Below are 17,789 nucleotides of genomic sequence, written 5' to 3'. Positions count from 1 at the left end.
GGCTAATTGAACAAATGATTGATAATGTCTTCTGGGGTTGTGACTTTCCAGCTATGAACGGAAACAAGGTCACTTGAAGGGTAGGATTTGGGTTTAGACTCGTGCAATTTGATTAGCTGGTTGCAGATATTGTCGGGATGAGTTTTTGATTTGCCTTGGGACAAGTCCTTATTAAAGGGTGATTTCCAGAACAACTCCCAAGTTTGGTTTATAGTTGCAGCACTGCACATACCGGGAGAATTTCCCCCAAAGCAAATACTAGAGTCGTCCCAGACGTTAGGTAGAGGTGGCTTGTACAGTTGCGCGTCTGGTTTAAATACCCTCCCTTTAACTGCCCAGAGGTAATATCTACTACCGCATCCAGCAAAGAGGAATGCAGGCATGGGGACAGTAATTACTTTAGTTTCCTGTCCCATAATTTGAATTTGATATTTTTGGGGAGAGTAAAACTGAATAATTGCCTCTCCCTCTGGATTTTTACCCCACCAAATCGTGTTGCTAGAAAGCCATCCAGATGCGGCAGTTTTACTTGTGAAGGCTTTCTCTACTGCTTCAGGGGAAAGAAATTTGTACTTAGATTTTTTGCCTTCGTTTTCGACTAAAATAAATTGTCCTTTGAGGATAATTAACTGTGCTATTAAATCATCTTGGGGAATATTCCCAAGCAGAATTTGAGAGATATGTTCTAAGTTAATTATTGGTAATATGTTTGTATCTACATTCATGATTTTGATGCTCTATTCCAAATTTTGACTGCTGCTTTCCGAGCAGGAAGAGATGTTTCTAGCAAGTGCGTAAGCTTATTTGATTTTTCCATCATCGAGACGGCTTCTTTCCACTTTTGACTGAGAAACATGATATTTTCATAAGTCCATTCCAGCCAATCGCTTGTTTCACACGTAACATCTAGCCAGATATTTTCAGTCGAGTAATCTATAATTCGTATGCCTGTATCTAAATATTGAAGAGGACTTTTGTAACGACGGCATAGCTTGACAAGTGTCTCGAAGTAAATTTCTTCTGCTAGAGCAATGTAATCAGGAGTAAAACCAAAATTTACTTCCCATTGGCTTATATTGTACCCTTGCCCCATCAACGACAGCAGGAACTTTTCTGAGTATTCTAGTTCCTCGAAATCTTCATACCACCATTCAACTTTTTGTGGTGATACAGGAATACTATTATGTTCAGGACTAAACTCAATCTCATCGATATATTCTATCGGGAATAGATTATCATTCACCAGTTGAATAAATTCAATTTCTCTATCCATGTAAGCACTTGTTGGATGTGATTGTTTATCAATATGAATGGTTGATTCTAACCATTGTTCTGGGAATATTTTTTGATACAGGCTTAAGAGATTTACTCGTTCGGAGAGATTTTCTAGGTAGATAATTGCTGCTAAACAAGTAATGGGTATTTTGAATGATTGTATGTTCGCAAGCATAATTAATCAGCCGCTATAACTTTTAGCGGCTATAAATTTGTTATTACAGTACGGGATATTTACTCGTGGCAGCAGATTGATGCTTAAGGCTTCGAGTTACTTTTTCGATGTAAGTTTCCCAATTATGACCGAGCTTGATAGCTTTTTCTATCTCAGGTTGTAGGGTAATTAAATTTTCGAGACTAATTTGATTTTTTATCTCCAGAAGCTTTATCTGCCACCCTAACTTTAGTGCAGGATTTATTTCTTCAGAACTATTTTTCAATTCTCTGAATTGACTTCCCTTAGTACCTGCTTTTTTTACCAAACGAATTGAAACTGTATCATCAGTTGTTTGTCGTTCAATTTCGGCATTAGCATATTCTGGAAAGTAGACGCTAATGGCTGTTTTGAGAGTGTTGTCATCTTGGGCGATCGCCTCATCAAGAGGAATTTCTTGTCCTTCGATAATCGCAATGTACTTCATGGTAATTAAAATAGTGACAGTTGGTTGTTAGGCGCGGGTGTTTTGTCTTTATCTTCAGACAGGTTACGCTTTTGTACTTGTTTTGATTGTTCCTGTCGATTCTGATGTATAGTCTGCTTTTCCATCCTTTGCTTGCAGATATCTAACATCTCTGGGAGAGATTTTTCTAAATCCTGTAGCAAGTTATTTATGACAGGATGAGATGTTATCTCAGCAAGGTTCATCGTCTTGATAATTGGAGGTGCGCCTTTGATTCCAATTGAGACAATTACTGTTTCAGAGTTTGGTATTAGTTGAATGGTTATTAAGGTGGTTTTTGTGTCAGAATTGCCTAAATCTATCTCGGTAGATGAATCTTGGTTTATAACTTCAGTGTTTACTAATTCATCTAATGTTTCTTCTAAATCGCTATTCTCCTGAATATCAGGATTAAAATCTCTACTGCTATAACTGTCTTCAAGGTTAGTTACATTTTCGTCAGGTGATATTTGACTGCTCATGATTAAGAGAGATTGGCTAATCTAAATAAGGTGCGGATAGTAATACCTGTCTTGTTAAAAGACTGCCATTTGTAGGCGCATTCGCCTGATTTGTACTTAGGAGAAAGTTGGCTCCAAGTGTCCCATGCTTTAAATAAAATGGGACTAACACTATGAAGTGCCATCCCGACTTGAATCCACGAGTGGTAATCATCTGCAAATCGAGGGTGTATGACTTCAAGTAGTACAAGTGCAGTCTGGATATTTGTCTCGATTGAGGGAATTAAATGAGCGTATCTGTCTACCCCATATCTGCGGTTATATTTTTCTTGGGGTAGGTTAAACTTTCTTGCTTTCTCCTGCTTGGCAAGCATCTGAGCAATTACCCAGTCGGGGGCTATTTCTATTTGGCGCTCAGATGGACTACAGCCAGGAAGCCATCTGTAATTTCTGCCCTCTGGGTGAAAGGAGGGGGGAAGGATCGAGGCTAGGTTTTTGCCTCGAAACTCCAGGTGTTCGTCCTTCCCAGTTTTGATTTTGCGAGATTTTACTTCCCAAGCTTTTGAATTTGGGATGAGGTATAAGCGCTGGCTCCGATATTTCCTTCCAGAGGTAAATGCAATTGTGGGAGGAAGGTATTTTTGAGCGCGTTCGTGTAACGACTCCGTAGGAGTATCGTGTAACGACTCCATAGGAACATCGGTTGCTTCGGCGGGTATTATCTGGTTGAGTTCTTCTGGTTCTGTATGTTCGTTAATTTGGATAATTTGTCGCCAAGAGGTTTCCCCGTCGCAGTCAATAGCTACTAAGTACCCTTGAGGATGATTGGAACCGCATACCAAGGCTACACCAGTGGGGGTGATCAATCTGTTATTTGTCCAAACTTTTAGGCGGCGGCGGACGAGTTCGGCTTGTAGTTCTCTGGGAGAGTAGGTATTTTTTTCCCATTCTTTCCCTAGAGGACGTTTACCAAAGGTAGGGACGATTCGCCATTCTTCGGGTAAGTTGTCAAGCGAAGATACCAAATGACGGATTTGGGCGTGCATGAATTCATGTGGCTAATTATTTCGATAATTCATGCACGGGTGCGTTAGTGACTGTGGTGGTTTGATATTATGATTACGGTGCTAACTGATGGCCTGCTTCAACTAGCTTGGCAAGGGTATTTTGGTCAAACGCTTTGATACTGGATACAAATTGTTGCCACTGCTGCCATTTCTCCTTTGAGTAAGCATGATTGGGATCAAAGTTGCAGACTTCACAGAATTTATGAAAGTCAGTATTCCAATGAAACGTACAAATGCCTGTTATTAAATAATTGATTTCTTGGTTGCTCATGAATAATATTTGATCTGATGATTTATGTTTTAAGCCAACCTTTGGTTCAGGGCATTTTCGACTTGATAAGTCCCAATAGTACAGTTTGTATTGAAGGGGAACGTAGGAAATTCAAGATAATTATTCATGGTTTTTGTTACCTTGCACAGTACCATTATCCCGTCCCTACCCTTTTTTTCTTGATTGTGGTAGTAGCTGATAACCTCAAACTCATTATTACCAGCTTCAAATCTGCTTCCTGCATGTTGGGAGATAGCCTTTTTCCAGTCTGGCTGCCAGAGCATGAATGTATCTATTGCCATTGCTCTAATAACCGGGTTATCTACTTTAATCAGGATATCTGGTAAGTAATGGCATTGTTTGGCAATTACCTCTCGTGCGTAATTTATTAGCCAATACTCGGCTTCTTTTAAGAGAGCTTTTGATTCGAGATTTTGGCACACTTCATCGTAAACTTTAGACATTAAATATGCCCTTTGTTCAAAAACCATCCCATTAGTTCGTAATTTTAAGTCTGATGGATAATTAATCATCAAATCAGTAAGCTCGTCACTGATTTGAGGGAGAGTATATTTTTCATTGTCTTGCCCTTTGGGATGGGATATTTTTACTTCATATCCTAGATTGACAGCATGAGTGATAATAAAATTGATGCTATTAGACTCAACAAAATCTCCTAACTTAAAATCTGTTTCTAGGAGGAGATATGTTGGTGCATGGAGAATTTGAAACCGTTTGGGGTTTTGACTTGAATCGGCTAATAGTTCGATATACATTGCTTATTCTCACAAATTTTCATAAATCTTGTGCGTAAGCGATGTATGTGGTTTAATTACTGAAAAAATAATCCTACCCATCTTGGGTAGGATTATCTTAATTATTGATTAATGGTTCTTGTTTTTGTAAGATTGATTATTTCCTCCAGTAGAGATAGCCCAACTGATTTAAACAGTGCTTTGTTATCATCAGGGCAGCGTTGAATTGTTGTACAAGATGAGCAACCGTATTTGCAAGGGCAATTATCTCCTAGAAACTTTGCCTTCATAAAAGCAGTTTCTAAATACTTGATGAGAGTATCGCACATACCTGTACCGTGTTCGCATGTATCGAAGAAATAGCCTACTATCTTATAATTTGATGGTACTTCGATTAACATGAAATCGATATCTCGACTGTTTGCTCCATGTTCGACAAGTGGTAAACTGAGCATGAGTTGGTGCGCGAGAGTATGAACGCAAATCTGAGTTTCATTGCTTTCAAATAGTTGTTTCTCTTCATTGGAAATATATTTCTGTTTGTTGAGTATCTCTTTTCGGAGATTTTTGACGACGGCTGAAAAATATTTTCTCGCATCAGCGTTAATTTCAACCCTAACGCAGAATGTATTGTAGTTAAGAGCAAATGCTTCCTTGTATTTATTTTCTTCCAAGAGTTCGACAAATTCTCGTTCAATAAGTTGGGTATTGCAAGCAGGACAAGTTTGTATGTGTCCGGGTAAATTTAAATTGAAGTTGCGACATCTGTTATTAGTGCAAGTCCATTTTTGTTCCAGCCTGTACAAGTTGTACCCGTAAATTTCTTCTTTGATTTTGGCTGAAACAGGTGTAAATCTAGCTGCGCCTTGGGAAAGATTGATAATTTTGGCTTCCCCTGCAATTTTAATTTCCTCGAAATTTAGGCTTCCTTCGGGACGACTAAATAGATTGGTTGCCTCAATTGGCTTGAGAATTGCTTTACCTTCGGTTAAATTTAGCTCTTGTGATTTATACTGTACGGGGTTGCCATCAAAGTCTTGAGCAAGATATATAGCACCAGGGTAAACTTCTCGTAGCGCAGATGATGCCGAACTTTCCTCAAACTCTTCCGCGCTATCTTGGTTGATATAACTAATATTTTGGTCAGTGTTGCCTCTGAATTTAATTTTTGAGTGGACATAACCGAGGTTTCGATTAGTTGTCAGTCTTTGGTTATAACTGAAAATCAGTTGATTATTACCGATTAGCTGTCGGGCGATCGCATCGCCAGAAGTACTAAAATGTCGAGCAATTTGAGCTTGTGTCGGTTTACTTTCTTTGCAACAGGCGAGAATGTGCTGCTCCAAGATTGTTTCATAATTGTGGTTAAAGTTGATAATTTCTGGAGGATCAGATAAGAGACGTTCCGGGTGATTGGCGTAGTAAGAATCCATAATCGACCTTTTCGACGGGATAAACACCAATAGCCCTGCTTCTTGCCTGCACGCCCCGCCCTTTGGCGAAAGGCAAGAATTGAGCCTGGGTAACTATGTACGATAGTTGCATCGATAGACCCTATATCCAGACCCGCTTCTAAAGCACTCGTGGATATAATGAACTTGACCTTCCCGCTTTGTATATCTGCAATAATTTTGTTCCGCTGATTTGCCTTCATGCTGCCATAAAATGCTGAGATGGTTTCTCCCATGTGGGGCAGTTGCATCTCCACTAAAGCTTTACGAATGGCATTAGTTAAAACCTTTACCAGTTCTCTACTATCGCAGAAACAAATCCCGACTATTCCTTTACTTACGAGCATCGCTGCAACTTGGGCAGTTTGGTAAAGAGTATTGTTTCGTGCTTTGAGGCTAAGGAAAGTAATCTCCGAGCGTTTTGCTCCACTTTGGTCGATAATAGCAAGGTTGCTTTGTTCTATTCGATTGGATATCTTCTGGGCAATTTCGCTGCTGTTACTAATTGTTGCAGAAGCAAAGATGTACTGTAATTTAGAAATATTATTGCCAGCAGATTCTATCATTAATTGAGTTCGCCGATTAAGTAGGGCAAAGTGAGAGCCAAAGATGCCTTGATAGAAATGCGCTTCATCACAGACGAGGATTGAAATTTTTCTGATTGTTTCTCTAAATCCCCAGTTTGAGTCAAACTGATAGTTGTTCAGTTCATGGTTCCATACATCGGGTGTCACGCATAAAATCGAGGGTTGATGACTGTAAAGTTGTTTGCGCTCCTGGGGAGGAATATCACCATTAATATTGAGAACTTGGGGGCGAATTTCTTCATCTAGGTGGCTAACAAACGAGCGAATTTTCTCTACCTGATCAAATGCAAGTGCTTTCAAGTTAAAAAATACTAAAGCTGATTTACCTTTTAGGCACTCGTGAATGATTGGAATTAAAAAGGAGATACTTTTACCACTACTGGTAGGAGTTTGGAGAATGATATCTTCCCCTTTTTTGTAAGCCTCCCATGCCTCGACTTGATGAGAGTATAGTTGCGTAATTCCTGACTGACTCAGGGCATATTTAACTAGAGAGTGAATATCATCTGGTATGGGACAAAGTTTAGCTTCTTGAGCAGGAATTATATCACAACTCTGTAGTTTTCCTGAGCCATCAAGAATAGCTGCTATCTCTTGGTAAAGAATACTTTTACCTGTTGGTGCTTGATTAAGAGGTAATAAATTACCGCTATTTACCTCCTGCTCCCAGTCAAAAATAATTTGATTTACACTTCCCTTTTTGAAGTAAAGATTTCTCTCGATGATAGCAGCGATATGGATAACACCATGTTCTTTAGAATAAACCTGTTTATTTGCTTGTAACCATTCAAGCTGGGTCATAAAAAGTTACCTACTTGCTGTTTTAGCAAGTAGGCGTTAGTCAAAAGTAGTGGTTTTTGTTATTGCCATATTAGCTATAGAACCCGACTTGAGTATTGCTAAGTTATGGTGCAATACGCTTGGGTTAAGGCTAAAACTCTTTGTCAAGGTCAATTTTCTGAACGTAGACGCGTTGGCGTACCTTGAGGGGATCTTGCTACGCGCAGGTCTCGTATAGAAGCGGCTTACCGCAGGCTACCGCATTCGCAAAGCGGACGCACCAGAAGAACGCATAGACACGGAGTGGCTACTCTTACGAGTTCTCCGCAGGAGTAGCCGCAGGGTAGGATACAAAGAGAAGAAAGAAATGCTTAACCCAAGCGTATTAGAACCTAGCATATTTAGCTAATGGAGGCGATCGCCTTTTTAACTGATTAATTAACCACAGACACTTCTCACAATTTGTAGAAACTCCCGTAAAACAGGTGTCATATCCTCTTGTCGCCACACTACAGCCGTTTCGACTAATGGTGTTTTTTCTTCTAAAGTGCGATAAACTACACCACCCCTTTGAAGATTTTGCAAAGAAGACGGTACGATCGCAATCCCCATTCCCGCTGACACTAGCCCGATAATTGTCTGCATTTGAATTGCTTCCTGAGTCACTTTTGGGCTGAAATTTCCTTGCTGGCAAAGACTCAGGATTTGATCGTAAAGTCCGGGACCCAAATGGCGGGGGAACATAATAAAATTTTCGTTCAAGAGCGATCGCACTGAAATATTTTCTTGTCTAGCTAAGAAATGAGTTTCCAACATAGCTACAATTAGTCCTTCTTGCTGAATGCATTCTTGATTGAAAGTGTTGTCTTCTAAAGGTGGATGGGCAAAACCTACATGGATGCGGTGATTGAATAGCGCTTGTTCTTGCTCAGTTGTCGTTAATTCCTGCAATACTAACTCTACCTCTAGAAACTGTTCTCGAAACCGCCGCAAAATCACAGGCAGCAAATCGTAAGTTACCAAGCTGGTGAAACCTACTCGTAGTTGTCCTTTCTCACCCCTACCTGTCCGTTGAGTCAGATCAATTGCCTTGGACAGTTGAGCGAACAATTGATAAGCTTCTTGCAAAAATACTTGTCCGGCTTCCGTTAGCTGCACCTGTCGTTTGGTTTTGCGTTGAAAAAGTTCTACCCCTAATTCTGCTTCTAGCTGCTGAATTTGCTGGCTTAAGGGAGGTTGAGCGATGTGAAGTCGCTCTGCGGCTTTACTAAAGTGTAGTTCCTCAGCTACAGCAATGAAGTAGCGCAGGTGTCGCAGTTCCATAGTTTTGATATTTTATAAGTCTCAAATATTCATAAATATATATTGGACATCTCAAAAATTGCTATCTATCATACTCATACATGGAAGTCAGAGGATGATGTAACGATGTCGGAGAATTTAAGAAGCCAAATTGTGACGCAAGGGGTGCAGCGATCGCCAAATCGAGCTATGCTGCGGGCAGTTGGTTTTAAAGATGAAGATTTCAATAAAGCGATTGTGGGCATTGCCAACGGTTACAGTACGATTACTCCCTGCAATATGGGGATAAATCAACTGGCACAAAGGGCAGAGATTGGGATTAAATCTGCTGGGGCGATGCCGCAAATGTTTGGCACAATTACCATCAGCGACGGGATTTCGATGGGAACTGAAGGGATGAAATATTCCCTAGTGTCGCGGGAAGTCATTGCAGATTCCATTGAAACCGCCTGTACTGGACAAAGTATGGATGGTGTGCTAGCGATTGGCGGTTGTGATAAAAATATGCCTGGGGCAATGCTGGCGATCGCTCGGATGAATATCCCTGCAATATTCGTTTACGGTGGTACAATTAAACCCGGTCACTACAACGGACGCGATTTAACTGTTGTCAGTTCATTTGAAGCCGTTGGTCAATACAGTGCTGGAAAAATTGACGACAAGGAATTATTAGAAGTCGAAAGTCGCGCTTGTCCTGGGGCTGGTTCCTGTGGAGGAATGTTCACAGCTAACACCATGTCTTCAGCATTTGAAGCGATGGGGATGAGTTTACCCTATTCTTCGACAATGGCAGCCGAAGATGCCGAAAAAGGCGACAGCACGGAAAAATCGGCTTATGCGTTAGTCGAAGCCATTCGGAAACAAATCTTACCCAGCCAAATTATCACCCGCAAATCTATAGAAAATGCCATTTCTGTAATTATGGCAGTGGGTGGTTCGACCAATGCTGTATTGCATTTCTTAGCGATCGCCCGCGCCGCTAATGTAGAGTTAACCCTGGATGACTTTGAAACAATCCGCGCCCGTGTTCCCGTTTTGTGTGATTTAAAACCAAGTGGTAAATATGTCGCTACAGATTTGCACAAAGCTGGTGGCATTCCGCAAGTAATGAAAATGCTACTTGTGCATGATTTATTACACGGTGATAGCCTCACCATCAGCGGTCAAACCATTGCAGAGATATTAGCAGATATACCAGAAGAACCATCTGCCAATCAAGATGTGATTCGGACTTGGAATAACCCGATGTATCCTCAAGGACACTTAGCCATTCTCAGAGGTAATTTGGCAACGGAAGGGGCTGTCGCTAAAATTACTGGCGTGAAAAAACCAGTAATTACCGGGCCTGCACGAGTATTTGAATCGGAAGAAGCTTCTTTAGATGCAATTTTGGCGGGTAAAATTCAAGCTGGTAATATTCTCGTCATCCGCTACGAAGGGCCCAAGGGTGGCCCTGGAATGCGAGAAATGTTGGCTCCCACCTCAGCAATTATCGGGGCTGGTTTGGGTGATGCAGTGGGATTAATTACCGATGGGCGCTTTTCTGGTGGTACTTATGGCATGGTGGTTGGTCATGTGGCCCCAGAAGCAGCAGTTGGTGGTGCGATCGCGCTTGTAGAAGAAGGCGATAGTATTACTATTGATGCACCCGCTCGTCTATTGCAGTTGAATATATCTGAATCAGAATTGGCCCGTCGTCGTGTCAATTGGCAACCTCCCGCTCCACGTTACACTAAAGGCGTGTTGGCGAAATATGCCTTTTTGGTATCTTCTAGCAGTCTTGGTGCTGTGACAGATTTGGATTTGTTCAATAACTAGTTATTAAGTCTTCAGGATTACCTTGACCGTCGCAACTATCTGAGATAACATTCATTTGAAACATTCTATTTTCAAACTAGGTTCCTCTCGCAAAAGAACCTAGTTTAAACAACCTAATTGTTAATCAGAAGCGACACTGTTAGTAGCGGTGTCGTTTCTTGTCATTATCATCAGATTTAGCCAGCAGCACCACTGCATTAATAGCAACTGGTGCTACCAGACGAAAGTCACATCTGAAGTCAGGAACGACTATACAGGTGACTAAAGTACCTATGACTATTCCTAGACAAATATCTGCTTTCAACACTAATTATTCCTCCAAATTTATAACTATTACCTCGTCTGGAATCATAGCGTTATTCATCTGCTGATATGCAAAGCTGTAGATAAATCTTGCTATACAAAATTTTACAAAACGTTACTATTCGCTAATCTTTATCGTATATTTTTAATGTTTATCGACATTGAGCCGAGATAAAGCTCCCAACCCAGTTTCTGTCCCTTGTTTAGAAGTTGGCTGAAATTTTTCTTTGACCAGAGTGATGAAAGAACGATAACCCTCAACTGTGTAGTTATCGAGATTTAACACCGTATGAATTGTATATTGGTGGTGAGATTTCCCCAAAACAGAAAGAAACATTGCCCATTGGCGGTTCCCCGTTATCTTAGGTTGTAATGGTGGAGGTAAATATCTATATCTTTTTGTGGCTCTAATAGCCCAATTGAGCTTGTAAACTTAGCTGGAATTGGATATTGAACAATAGCAGCAGTGACTTGAGTGTTTTCGTTAATGGATTGAACGATGCCGTCAAATTGCTCTACTGCGATATTGGGTGACAGCACAATATAATTGGGAGTAATGCCAATAGCGTTGAAAATAGCTACTTTTTGTTCTGCTGAGATTCTGGCTGCTTCTTATCTAGCTCTTAATTCATTGCTGGTATTTTCTGAAGCTTCAAATCTGATGATTGCTACTTCTTTTTGAGATGCTTGAAATATGGATTTGTATTTTTGACATTCTTGCTTTATGTGTTCTCGTATTAACTGTCCGTCTATGAGCGTCATTTAATATGGCGTTAAATTTGATGAAGAAAATTGTCTGGTACAAACAATTTTCTGAATTTATAATAGGATTTGTTGGAATTAGGTAGGGCGTTTGGTGATTTCACCAACTTCTTGACCGTTGCAGGAAACCCAGTTAGTGACGTAGCGTTCAGTGTCATGGAAGCCACTAAATTCAATACTGTTATCAGAACACTTCTCTTGGAACCATTGTTGTGCTTCTTGTTCTGTATTGAATGTTCTAGCGGCGACTTCTTCTACTGGAATCTTCCAGTTTGTATTGCCATACAAATCGCAAACATAATGTGTCATATCTGTTATTCCTTTAACAATATCTAAAAACCACTATGACAATTTTAAATCAACAACAGCAGGCTGAATTAATTATCCAACAAGCTTGCAAGGAAAATTTTACTGATAGCGAGAAAGCTATTTACGATGACTTTATTCTGGAAGCGGGGGTAAAAAACCCAGCCAAGATGACTGAGGCTATTGCTGATGCTTTGATTAGATACCTTAATGGCTGCGAAGCATCTAACGAGTTTGTTGCTAATATAGTCAACCGCCTCGCGCAAGTTGCCCCTGCTCATATCATGACTAAGATTCTCAAGAGTGATAATGACGGCGATGGTGTGCCTTTATACGAGGAATTAAAACTTGGAACAAAGGTTACGGAATTTGATACCTCTTTTGAAATAGCGGCTGCAAGACAAAGGCAATATCAATTTTCTCCAACTCGGAATTGCGATATGGAGTTGTAAGTATAACCCACTACTAAATAATCATCTGTAGTGGGTATGAGATTGTTATTCTCTAAAACGACTGAAAATAGAAATTAACCAGTTGCTACACAGGGGTAGACACTTACTCTTAGCTCGAAGTAAGTGTCTCAACGGTCTTCCTCAAACATCGCCATCTTTCCTCAAAATTAACCTTCGACATACTGAGTGTAAAAATGCGCTACTGTTAATCGTAAGCGCATTCCCGATTATGTACAGCGATCGCAATACTCCCAGCCCAAATAATCAGGCGATTCCCCTGTAAGTTTAACTTTGGAAAATTACCCCAGTGTCCTGATCTTCATCCCAAAACCACCAGCCTTGGGATAGTTCAGAAAGAACGCGCATTAGTGCTAACTGTTGCTGTGTGATTTCTCCACCGCCGTAGCTGACGTCGCTAGTGCCATCCCATGATTTAAGAATTGATTCTAAATTGTATCCATTGCCCATAATCCAACTGGCATAGAAGCAGTCTTTGGATATTTCTTCCATGATGGCTAGCAGTTCGAGTGCGGCATCAGGATTGGGTGATTTTAGGGCTTCGAGTGCAAGGCGGAGGTTTTCTTCCCTGTCTGCAAGAAACTCCGAAAAAGCTGCTCTATTTGATGGTAAATTCTCCTTTTCAAGTGTAATTAATTTGCCATTTACAATCTTGACTGGAGTTATATTTGAGTAATCAGTTCGGTCATCTTCACTTGCCTTTGCTTTTATAGCTAAAGGATGCCAATGGATGCGTTCAATTTTATTGGTCTGAGGATTTGTCCATGTCCAGAATAGTTTGTGAGATGCAGCACCCTTAACTGTCAGATAAGTTCTTTTATGTCGAATAGGATAGTCTACACCTTCTTCTTTTTTGGCTTGCAAAAAGGCTTCTATTGATTGATATTCTTCATTGAGGTATGCCATTTTCCGTGGTGCTGTCGCATATTTATAACCCGATATGCTGCTGCTATCACCGTCTTTCAATGCTACTAAATTCCATTTTTCGTTTATTGGATTCTGTATCCAAAACTCAACTGATATTGTCTGTACAAACTGATCTAGAATTTGGACTACACAAGGATAGTAAAGTGTGAGTTGTTGGTTGCTATTAGTCATTACTATTCCATCCATTCGATTGGGGATATGGTTTCCTTTTTGGCGGGAAGTATTTTGACTTCGTAGCCATAAAGAATTAATTCATACAGAGTTTCTAATAGTTGCTTGGGTGATATACTGTCCCATTGCTTGCACTTTAAGATATGTTTCAATACCTGCTCTGGAGCATTAACCACCCAAAGACTGTGAATTTTTTTGTTCCTAAATCCCGCACATAATTGAACAATTGGTTGTAGCTCAACTATTGTTTTTGGTATGTGAATAATTGCTGAACTTATAGGAATTGTTGGTTTTACTTCTAGATTTTTGGGTGGTAAAAAATCGGGGTCACTGTACCACTGTCCGTCGATTTGGTATGCAATCATTAGGTATGGCAATGCTTTAATCGCATTTATAGTTCCCCATCTTGCAGTTTGTCCTGCGTGAAACCAGATGTAAGAGCCGTTGTGTATTATCATGTACAATTTTTATGATTTTGACTTGAGGTTTTGCTTGCCTAGCTAGTTGATAATTTCGTCTGTGGTAGAAAATCTAGCTCCATTTTCTAGCTAGAGAATGATTCGTATTTGTATGAACACTTAGTTAAAAATCGCCATTATTTAGCCATGTGCAGTCAACTTCATGCTCAGGTAAAATACTTTGGATTTTATTTTATTGATTGCTGAATTACTCCTAATAACCACCTTTACAAGATGTGTAATAACTGTGGTGATTAATCTATGAACAGATTAATTTTTATTTAAAATATTCAATGATTTATTGAAAATAAAAGTGCGTTATCGATTAAGATGACGCACTTTTATTAAAAAAAATTATGATTAAGCGTGGTTAAGGATAATATTTATTGCGTCTTGAGCGCTAATTTGATATTGTGTAGCAAGTTTATTCATATTAGCTTCACCATTTGCATGAGCTTTTACAATTGCGCGAATAATATTTGGTGAAACATTAATCTCATAATTTGTAACAACTGGTTTGGGTAAAGTTTGAGAAATGAAGAATTCTTTTCTTCTTAAGAAATGTATTTGACGGTAATGCTCTTTTCTAGGTATCCATTGACAATTTCCGGGAGCAAAGTCACTCTCTAGATCAATACGTGCTATGACTGTTCCTTCGGGTGCTACTCCCATATCTTTTAAGAACTGGGTAAAGTTATCGCGCCAGGATGCATCAACTTCAATTCCGCACCCGCCATGATACTTGTACTGATGATGGTTCTTGTTATAGCAGATGCGCTTGATGTGTAACCAGGAGTTATACTCGTGGCTTTTGCAGTGACCGTGGACAGTTTTATCGTTCTTGAGGGTTTCGCGCTGCAAGCATCCGCAGCTTTGTGTAAGCCCCCTTTTTAGGCTATTTTTACTGATATACTTTTGGGTTCCGCAGCTGCATAGGGTAAGGAGTAGTAATTCACCCCTTTTCCCCTTAACTTCTACATCTGATATAACTTTAAGTCTCCCAAAGTTTGCCCCAAGTGGGATGGATTCTTTTCTTTTTTTACAACCGCAATTAGTTGACCGACCATTGCTAAGGGTGTGACTGTAGACAAGTTTTTGGGTTCCACAATCACACTGGCATAATACTTGCTTTCCTTGTTTATTTAGTACAATCCAGCTACCGAATTTTTCACTTATATTAATTACTCGTTTTGTAGTATCCATAAATCATTTTGCTGCTATTACTGCTGGTTTATATATCTAAAACAAGCTGTTTTTCTTGCTCCAGTTCCTTCTTTATCCAGGCAAGTTGCTGTCCAATGGCTAGGTGCTGCATTGGTATTTTTGTCTCGTATCCGTTTGCTTGTAAAATGGGCGTTACCTCCTGTCTGTAAAGCTTGCCCGTCAAGAATACAAACTCTATTTCCGGGGACGCAACTTGTATGAGGCTTTCTGCTACTTGTCGCGCCCATAATATGCGTTCCTGATGAGATAAGGAATAGGGGGATTTGTCGTAGGGCTTGATGATTGCTTCTGGGTTAATAACTTGATGTAAAGGTGAGAGGATATACCATTTTGACTCTTGTTCTTCTACGTAGCGACGGCACGCTTGAAAGTGCTGGGAATAATATAAGTCTTTGGCGGCAGCAGGGTAGGTAAGCTGCTTGCCACATCCAGCAACCAGGTAGACTTTTTCCTTGGGAGTGAACTTTCTGTAGGTGCCGATCACCAGATTGAGGTTGTGGGCGATTCTTCCCATAGTATGCGTCCGTCCTTTGTTTGTCAGCCGAGGGTCAATCCTATGTCGGTTGAGAACCCTGCAAACATGACAGTTGCACTTTGGTACGCAGTGGGTTGGTGGTATCCGAATTAATTTTTCCTCGTGGCTGACGAACATCCCACCGCCTAGTCCTTCCCGGATAAAAGTTGAACCATCAAAGGATAGTCCCATCTGAATAAAAGCTTTGGCATACTGGGGCGAGCATAATCCAAAAACGTGCAGGTGAGCATTTGGTTCGTGCAATGGTGCGATGGCTACGTCCGCCGCAGGCATTGCATCCGCTTTCGGCAATACTCGTTCCGAGTTAATTAGCGATCGCACAACTTGAGTGATTGTTTTGATAATGTGTAAGTTAATCGAATACTCTCTCGCCTGGGAAACAAGCCCACCGATGCCGAGATGGCGGTATCCCAGTCCCAAAAGATATTTTGCTACTTCGAGGCGTTCACTGAGAGACTGCCCGTGGATGACTGCTAGGGGTATTCTATTGGGAAGATAACTTTTAGCAAGTTGGATAAATGTTTCTGCTTGTTTAAGGTTGTATTCTTGCCGTTCCCTGATATTTTCTCCAACAAGTAAATGGTCGGGACAAACAATAATATCGCCGACCTTTGAGCGTTCTCGATATCTATGAATAGACCAGTGGGCATCAACATATTTACCGTTTAGAGTGGGGATATCTTGGTCACGGTAGTTAAATGCCCCACAGTCATGAATAATAGGACTATCTGGAACAATTTCTGCCTTAATTGCGAGTGAGTATAGCCAGCCCACCGGCTGATACTCAAGCAACTGCCAGATTGGGATTTTTTTACCCTTGCTTCTAACAAAATCGCTCTTACCCAATACTGGATAGAAACCTAATTTCATAGTATTTAAACGAGCAAAAGTTTATTTACATTCGTTAAGTTAACCTTCTGCTTGGAGAAGGCTAACTAGTAGATGTCTGTATTTATTTGCAATATTCAGAAGATACTGCTGCCAACGGTTAGATATTTTTGTAGCAAGAGTGCTAATATCACTTGCTGGAATTTCTTCTGCTTCAGTTTCAAAAGTATATCAAAGTGAATCTTGGCGTGATACTTCATACCATCGAAGTGGATATTGAAGCTAGGATTGAGTTGAAAGTCTTGAATCATATTTTTATCCTTACTGGGGAAGATATAAACACTTGTTTTGTTCTGCTAGCCTATTTGTGTGATAGTTATCAAGAATCATTTTCTTAAATTCTTCTCTTGTTGCTTGCAAGTTGCGGAATATTTTGTCAGTAGGATAGAAGAATACCGACTGTTGGCGGCTGTAAAACCAGACCAGTTGATTGATACTATAGGTATCATTGCTATCAAGCAGGACGTAACTAATTTGTTGGTAAAAATTTTCTAGAGAGAAGGGACGCTTTTTGGCGGTTGTTCGTACATCGATGAGAGTATTTCCAGCAATTATCTGGCAATCAGCACCTCCAAGATATTGACTTAAAGGGTATGAAGCATTGCAGGTAATATTCCCACTTACTTGATTAGCTACTGTTTGCCAGGTACGGGGTACAATACCGATGATTTGAGATGTATCTTGGATACTAGGAAGCCATTTTTTGAAGTATTCTGCTTCAAGCTGAAGGGATTTTTCTCCTTGTAGAAAAGGTTGAATAATCTCATGAATATTACGGCTACGAGCATAATTTTCTAATGCACCCAGTAGCATACTCTTTAGAGCTTCTTCTTCAAGTGAATTTGAATTTGTAATGGAATAATCGAAGGCATATTCTATTTTGAGGGCTTTGGCTCCAACCTGGGCAAGACAATTAGTAAACCATGTTTTATCTTCATAGATGCTTCCTAAATACTTAGCAAGTGCTTTGGCGATCGCACTTCCTACTAAGGGGAAATCTACCCCATCAATCGGTCTGATAATTTCTTGATTTTCTAATAGCTGGTTATGGTTAGTAATCATCTTGATGACTGTCTTGTTGAGTCTAGAGTCAAACCATCTCCTGATAGGTGAGTTTCTATTTTTTAATTCGGATGTTAAGCTCACTTTTTAGTTTTTTGTTTGAGATACTACATTGAGTATCTGCGTGAGCTTTACGTAGTAATTTTTGTTTTAATCGCGTTACTGATTTAAGTAAAGAGACTAATTATTCAAAATCAGTGAAAAGTTTATAAAGTAAGCTTTTTAAATTTCGTAACTCGTACAAATTTGGATAAATT

22 protein-coding genes are annotated in these 17,789 nt (G+C 40.1%); 2 read left to right on the top strand and 20 right to left on the bottom strand.

The window, feature by feature from the left end; genetic code table 11:
- Window positions 1–2: 2 nt before the first annotated feature.
- The 10 genes from RMY16_RS01115 to RMY16_RS01070 form a co-directional block, all read right to left on the bottom strand.
- Entirely contained in the window at window positions 3–725 is a 723-nt protein-coding gene (locus RMY16_RS01115) for a hypothetical protein (RefSeq protein ID WP_322734806.1), read from the bottom strand.
- On the bottom strand, window positions 722–1,450 hold the full coding sequence (locus RMY16_RS01110) for a hypothetical protein (RefSeq protein WP_322734805.1): 729 nt from the start codon (window positions 1,448–1,450) through the stop codon (window positions 722–724). Before RMY16_RS01110 ends, RMY16_RS01115 begins: the two co-directional genes overlap by 4 nt.
- A 43-nt stretch (window positions 1,451–1,493) precedes the next feature.
- Complete coding sequence (locus RMY16_RS01105) at window positions 1,494–1,916, bottom strand: hypothetical protein (protein ID WP_322734804.1); 423 nt, start codon at window positions 1,914–1,916, stop codon at window positions 1,494–1,496.
- Window positions 1,917–1,921: 5 nt separating this feature from the next.
- A complete protein-coding gene (locus tag RMY16_RS01100; RefSeq protein WP_322734803.1) occupies window positions 1,922–2,416 on the bottom strand; it encodes a hypothetical protein in 495 nt (164 codons plus the stop codon).
- Window positions 2,417–2,418: 2 nt separating this feature from the next.
- Window positions 2,419–3,441 (bottom strand): bifunctional DNA primase/polymerase, encoded by a 1,023-nt coding sequence (locus tag RMY16_RS01095; protein WP_322734802.1) that lies wholly within the window; start codon window positions 3,439–3,441, stop codon window positions 2,419–2,421.
- Between the two features lie 73 nt (window positions 3,442–3,514).
- Entirely contained in the window at window positions 3,515–3,733 is a 219-nt protein-coding gene (locus RMY16_RS01090) for a hypothetical protein (RefSeq protein WP_322734801.1), read from the bottom strand.
- A gap of 29 nt (window positions 3,734–3,762) precedes the next feature.
- Window positions 3,763–4,509 carry a hypothetical protein gene (locus tag RMY16_RS01085; RefSeq protein ID WP_322734800.1) on the bottom strand — a complete coding sequence of 249 codons (747 nt, stop codon included), beginning with the start codon at window positions 4,507–4,509 and terminating at the stop codon, window positions 3,763–3,765.
- A 101-nt stretch (window positions 4,510–4,610) separates the two neighbouring features.
- Window positions 4,611–5,834 carry a Zn-binding domain-containing protein gene (locus RMY16_RS01080; RefSeq protein WP_322734799.1) on the bottom strand — a complete coding sequence of 408 codons (1,224 nt, stop codon included), beginning with the start codon at window positions 5,832–5,834 and terminating at the stop codon, window positions 4,611–4,613.
- Window positions 5,732–7,327 carry a DEAD/DEAH box helicase gene (locus RMY16_RS01075; protein ID WP_322734798.1) on the bottom strand — a complete coding sequence of 532 codons (1,596 nt, stop codon included), beginning with the start codon at window positions 7,325–7,327 and terminating at the stop codon, window positions 5,732–5,734. Before RMY16_RS01075 ends, RMY16_RS01080 begins: the two co-directional genes overlap by 103 nt.
- 417 nt (window positions 7,328–7,744) lie before the next feature.
- Window positions 7,745–8,629 carry a LysR family transcriptional regulator gene (locus RMY16_RS01070; protein WP_322734797.1) on the bottom strand — a complete coding sequence of 295 codons (885 nt, stop codon included), beginning with the start codon at window positions 8,627–8,629 and terminating at the stop codon, window positions 7,745–7,747.
- A gap of 105 nt (window positions 8,630–8,734) precedes the next feature.
- Here RMY16_RS01070 and ilvD point away from each other — a divergent pair, with 105 nt between their 5' ends.
- Window positions 8,735–10,426 (top strand): dihydroxy-acid dehydratase, encoded by a 1,692-nt coding sequence (gene ilvD / locus RMY16_RS01065; protein WP_322734796.1) that lies wholly within the window; start codon window positions 8,735–8,737, stop codon window positions 10,424–10,426.
- Between the two features lie 139 nt (window positions 10,427–10,565).
- On the opposite strand, the gene RMY16_RS01060 is transcribed toward ilvD, so the two are convergent.
- From RMY16_RS01060 to RMY16_RS01045, 4 genes are all read right to left on the bottom strand, one after another.
- Window positions 10,566–10,733 carry a hypothetical protein gene (locus RMY16_RS01060; protein ID WP_322734795.1) on the bottom strand — a complete coding sequence of 56 codons (168 nt, stop codon included), beginning with the start codon at window positions 10,731–10,733 and terminating at the stop codon, window positions 10,566–10,568.
- A 141-nt stretch (window positions 10,734–10,874) separates the two neighbouring features.
- Window positions 10,875–11,066 carry a hypothetical protein gene (locus RMY16_RS01055; protein WP_322734794.1) on the bottom strand — a complete coding sequence of 64 codons (192 nt, stop codon included), beginning with the start codon at window positions 11,064–11,066 and terminating at the stop codon, window positions 10,875–10,877.
- A gap of 20 nt (window positions 11,067–11,086) precedes the next feature.
- Window positions 11,087–11,269 (bottom strand): hypothetical protein, encoded by a 183-nt coding sequence (locus RMY16_RS01050; protein ID WP_416211637.1) that lies wholly within the window; start codon window positions 11,267–11,269, stop codon window positions 11,087–11,089.
- A gap of 300 nt (window positions 11,270–11,569) precedes the next feature.
- Window positions 11,570–11,800, bottom strand: a complete 231-nt coding sequence (locus RMY16_RS01045) for a hypothetical protein (RefSeq protein ID WP_069072316.1) — start codon at window positions 11,798–11,800, stop codon at window positions 11,570–11,572.
- Window positions 11,801–11,835: 35 nt separating this feature from the next.
- Between RMY16_RS01045 and RMY16_RS01040 the strand changes: the two genes are divergently transcribed.
- Entirely contained in the window at window positions 11,836–12,249 is a 414-nt protein-coding gene (locus tag RMY16_RS01040; protein ID WP_322734793.1) for a hypothetical protein, read from the top strand.
- Window positions 12,250–12,534: 285 nt separating this feature from the next.
- On the opposite strand, the gene RMY16_RS01035 is transcribed toward RMY16_RS01040, so the two are convergent.
- The 6 genes from RMY16_RS01035 to RMY16_RS01010 all read right to left on the bottom strand — a co-directional run bounded on the left by RMY16_RS01035 (window position 12,535) and on the right by RMY16_RS01010 (window position 17,532).
- The gene (locus RMY16_RS01035) at window positions 12,535–13,365 is read right to left on the bottom strand and encodes a hypothetical protein (RefSeq protein WP_322734792.1); all 831 of its coding nucleotides are present in this window, start codon (window positions 13,363–13,365) and stop codon (window positions 12,535–12,537) included.
- A gap of 2 nt (window positions 13,366–13,367) precedes the next feature.
- Window positions 13,368–13,823, bottom strand: a complete 456-nt coding sequence (locus tag RMY16_RS01030; RefSeq protein ID WP_322734791.1) for a hypothetical protein — start codon at window positions 13,821–13,823, stop codon at window positions 13,368–13,370.
- Window positions 13,824–14,183: 360 nt separating this feature from the next.
- A complete protein-coding gene (locus RMY16_RS01025) occupies window positions 14,184–15,026 on the bottom strand; it encodes a hypothetical protein (protein WP_322734790.1) in 843 nt (280 codons plus the stop codon).
- A 28-nt stretch (window positions 15,027–15,054) separates the two neighbouring features.
- Window positions 15,055–16,452 carry a DUF6884 domain-containing protein gene (locus RMY16_RS01020; protein ID WP_322734789.1) on the bottom strand — a complete coding sequence of 466 codons (1,398 nt, stop codon included), beginning with the start codon at window positions 16,450–16,452 and terminating at the stop codon, window positions 15,055–15,057.
- Between the two features lie 95 nt (window positions 16,453–16,547).
- Entirely contained in the window at window positions 16,548–16,721 is a 174-nt protein-coding gene (locus RMY16_RS01015; RefSeq protein ID WP_322734788.1) for a hypothetical protein, read from the bottom strand.
- A gap of 10 nt (window positions 16,722–16,731) precedes the next feature.
- Window positions 16,732–17,532: a hypothetical protein gene (locus tag RMY16_RS01010; RefSeq protein ID WP_322734787.1), complete on the bottom strand. Its 801-nt coding sequence runs from the start codon at window positions 17,530–17,532 to the stop codon at window positions 16,732–16,734.
- Window positions 17,533–17,789 lie beyond the last annotated feature (257 nt).

The sequence above is a fragment of the Nostoc sp. DedQUE12b genome (assembly GCF_034530835.1).
Classification (GTDB): Bacteria; Cyanobacteriota; Cyanobacteriia; order Cyanobacteriales; family Nostocaceae; genus Nostoc.
The sequence above is the reverse complement of the archived record's forward strand: the minus strand, read 5'-3'. Positions and strand labels throughout refer to the sequence as shown.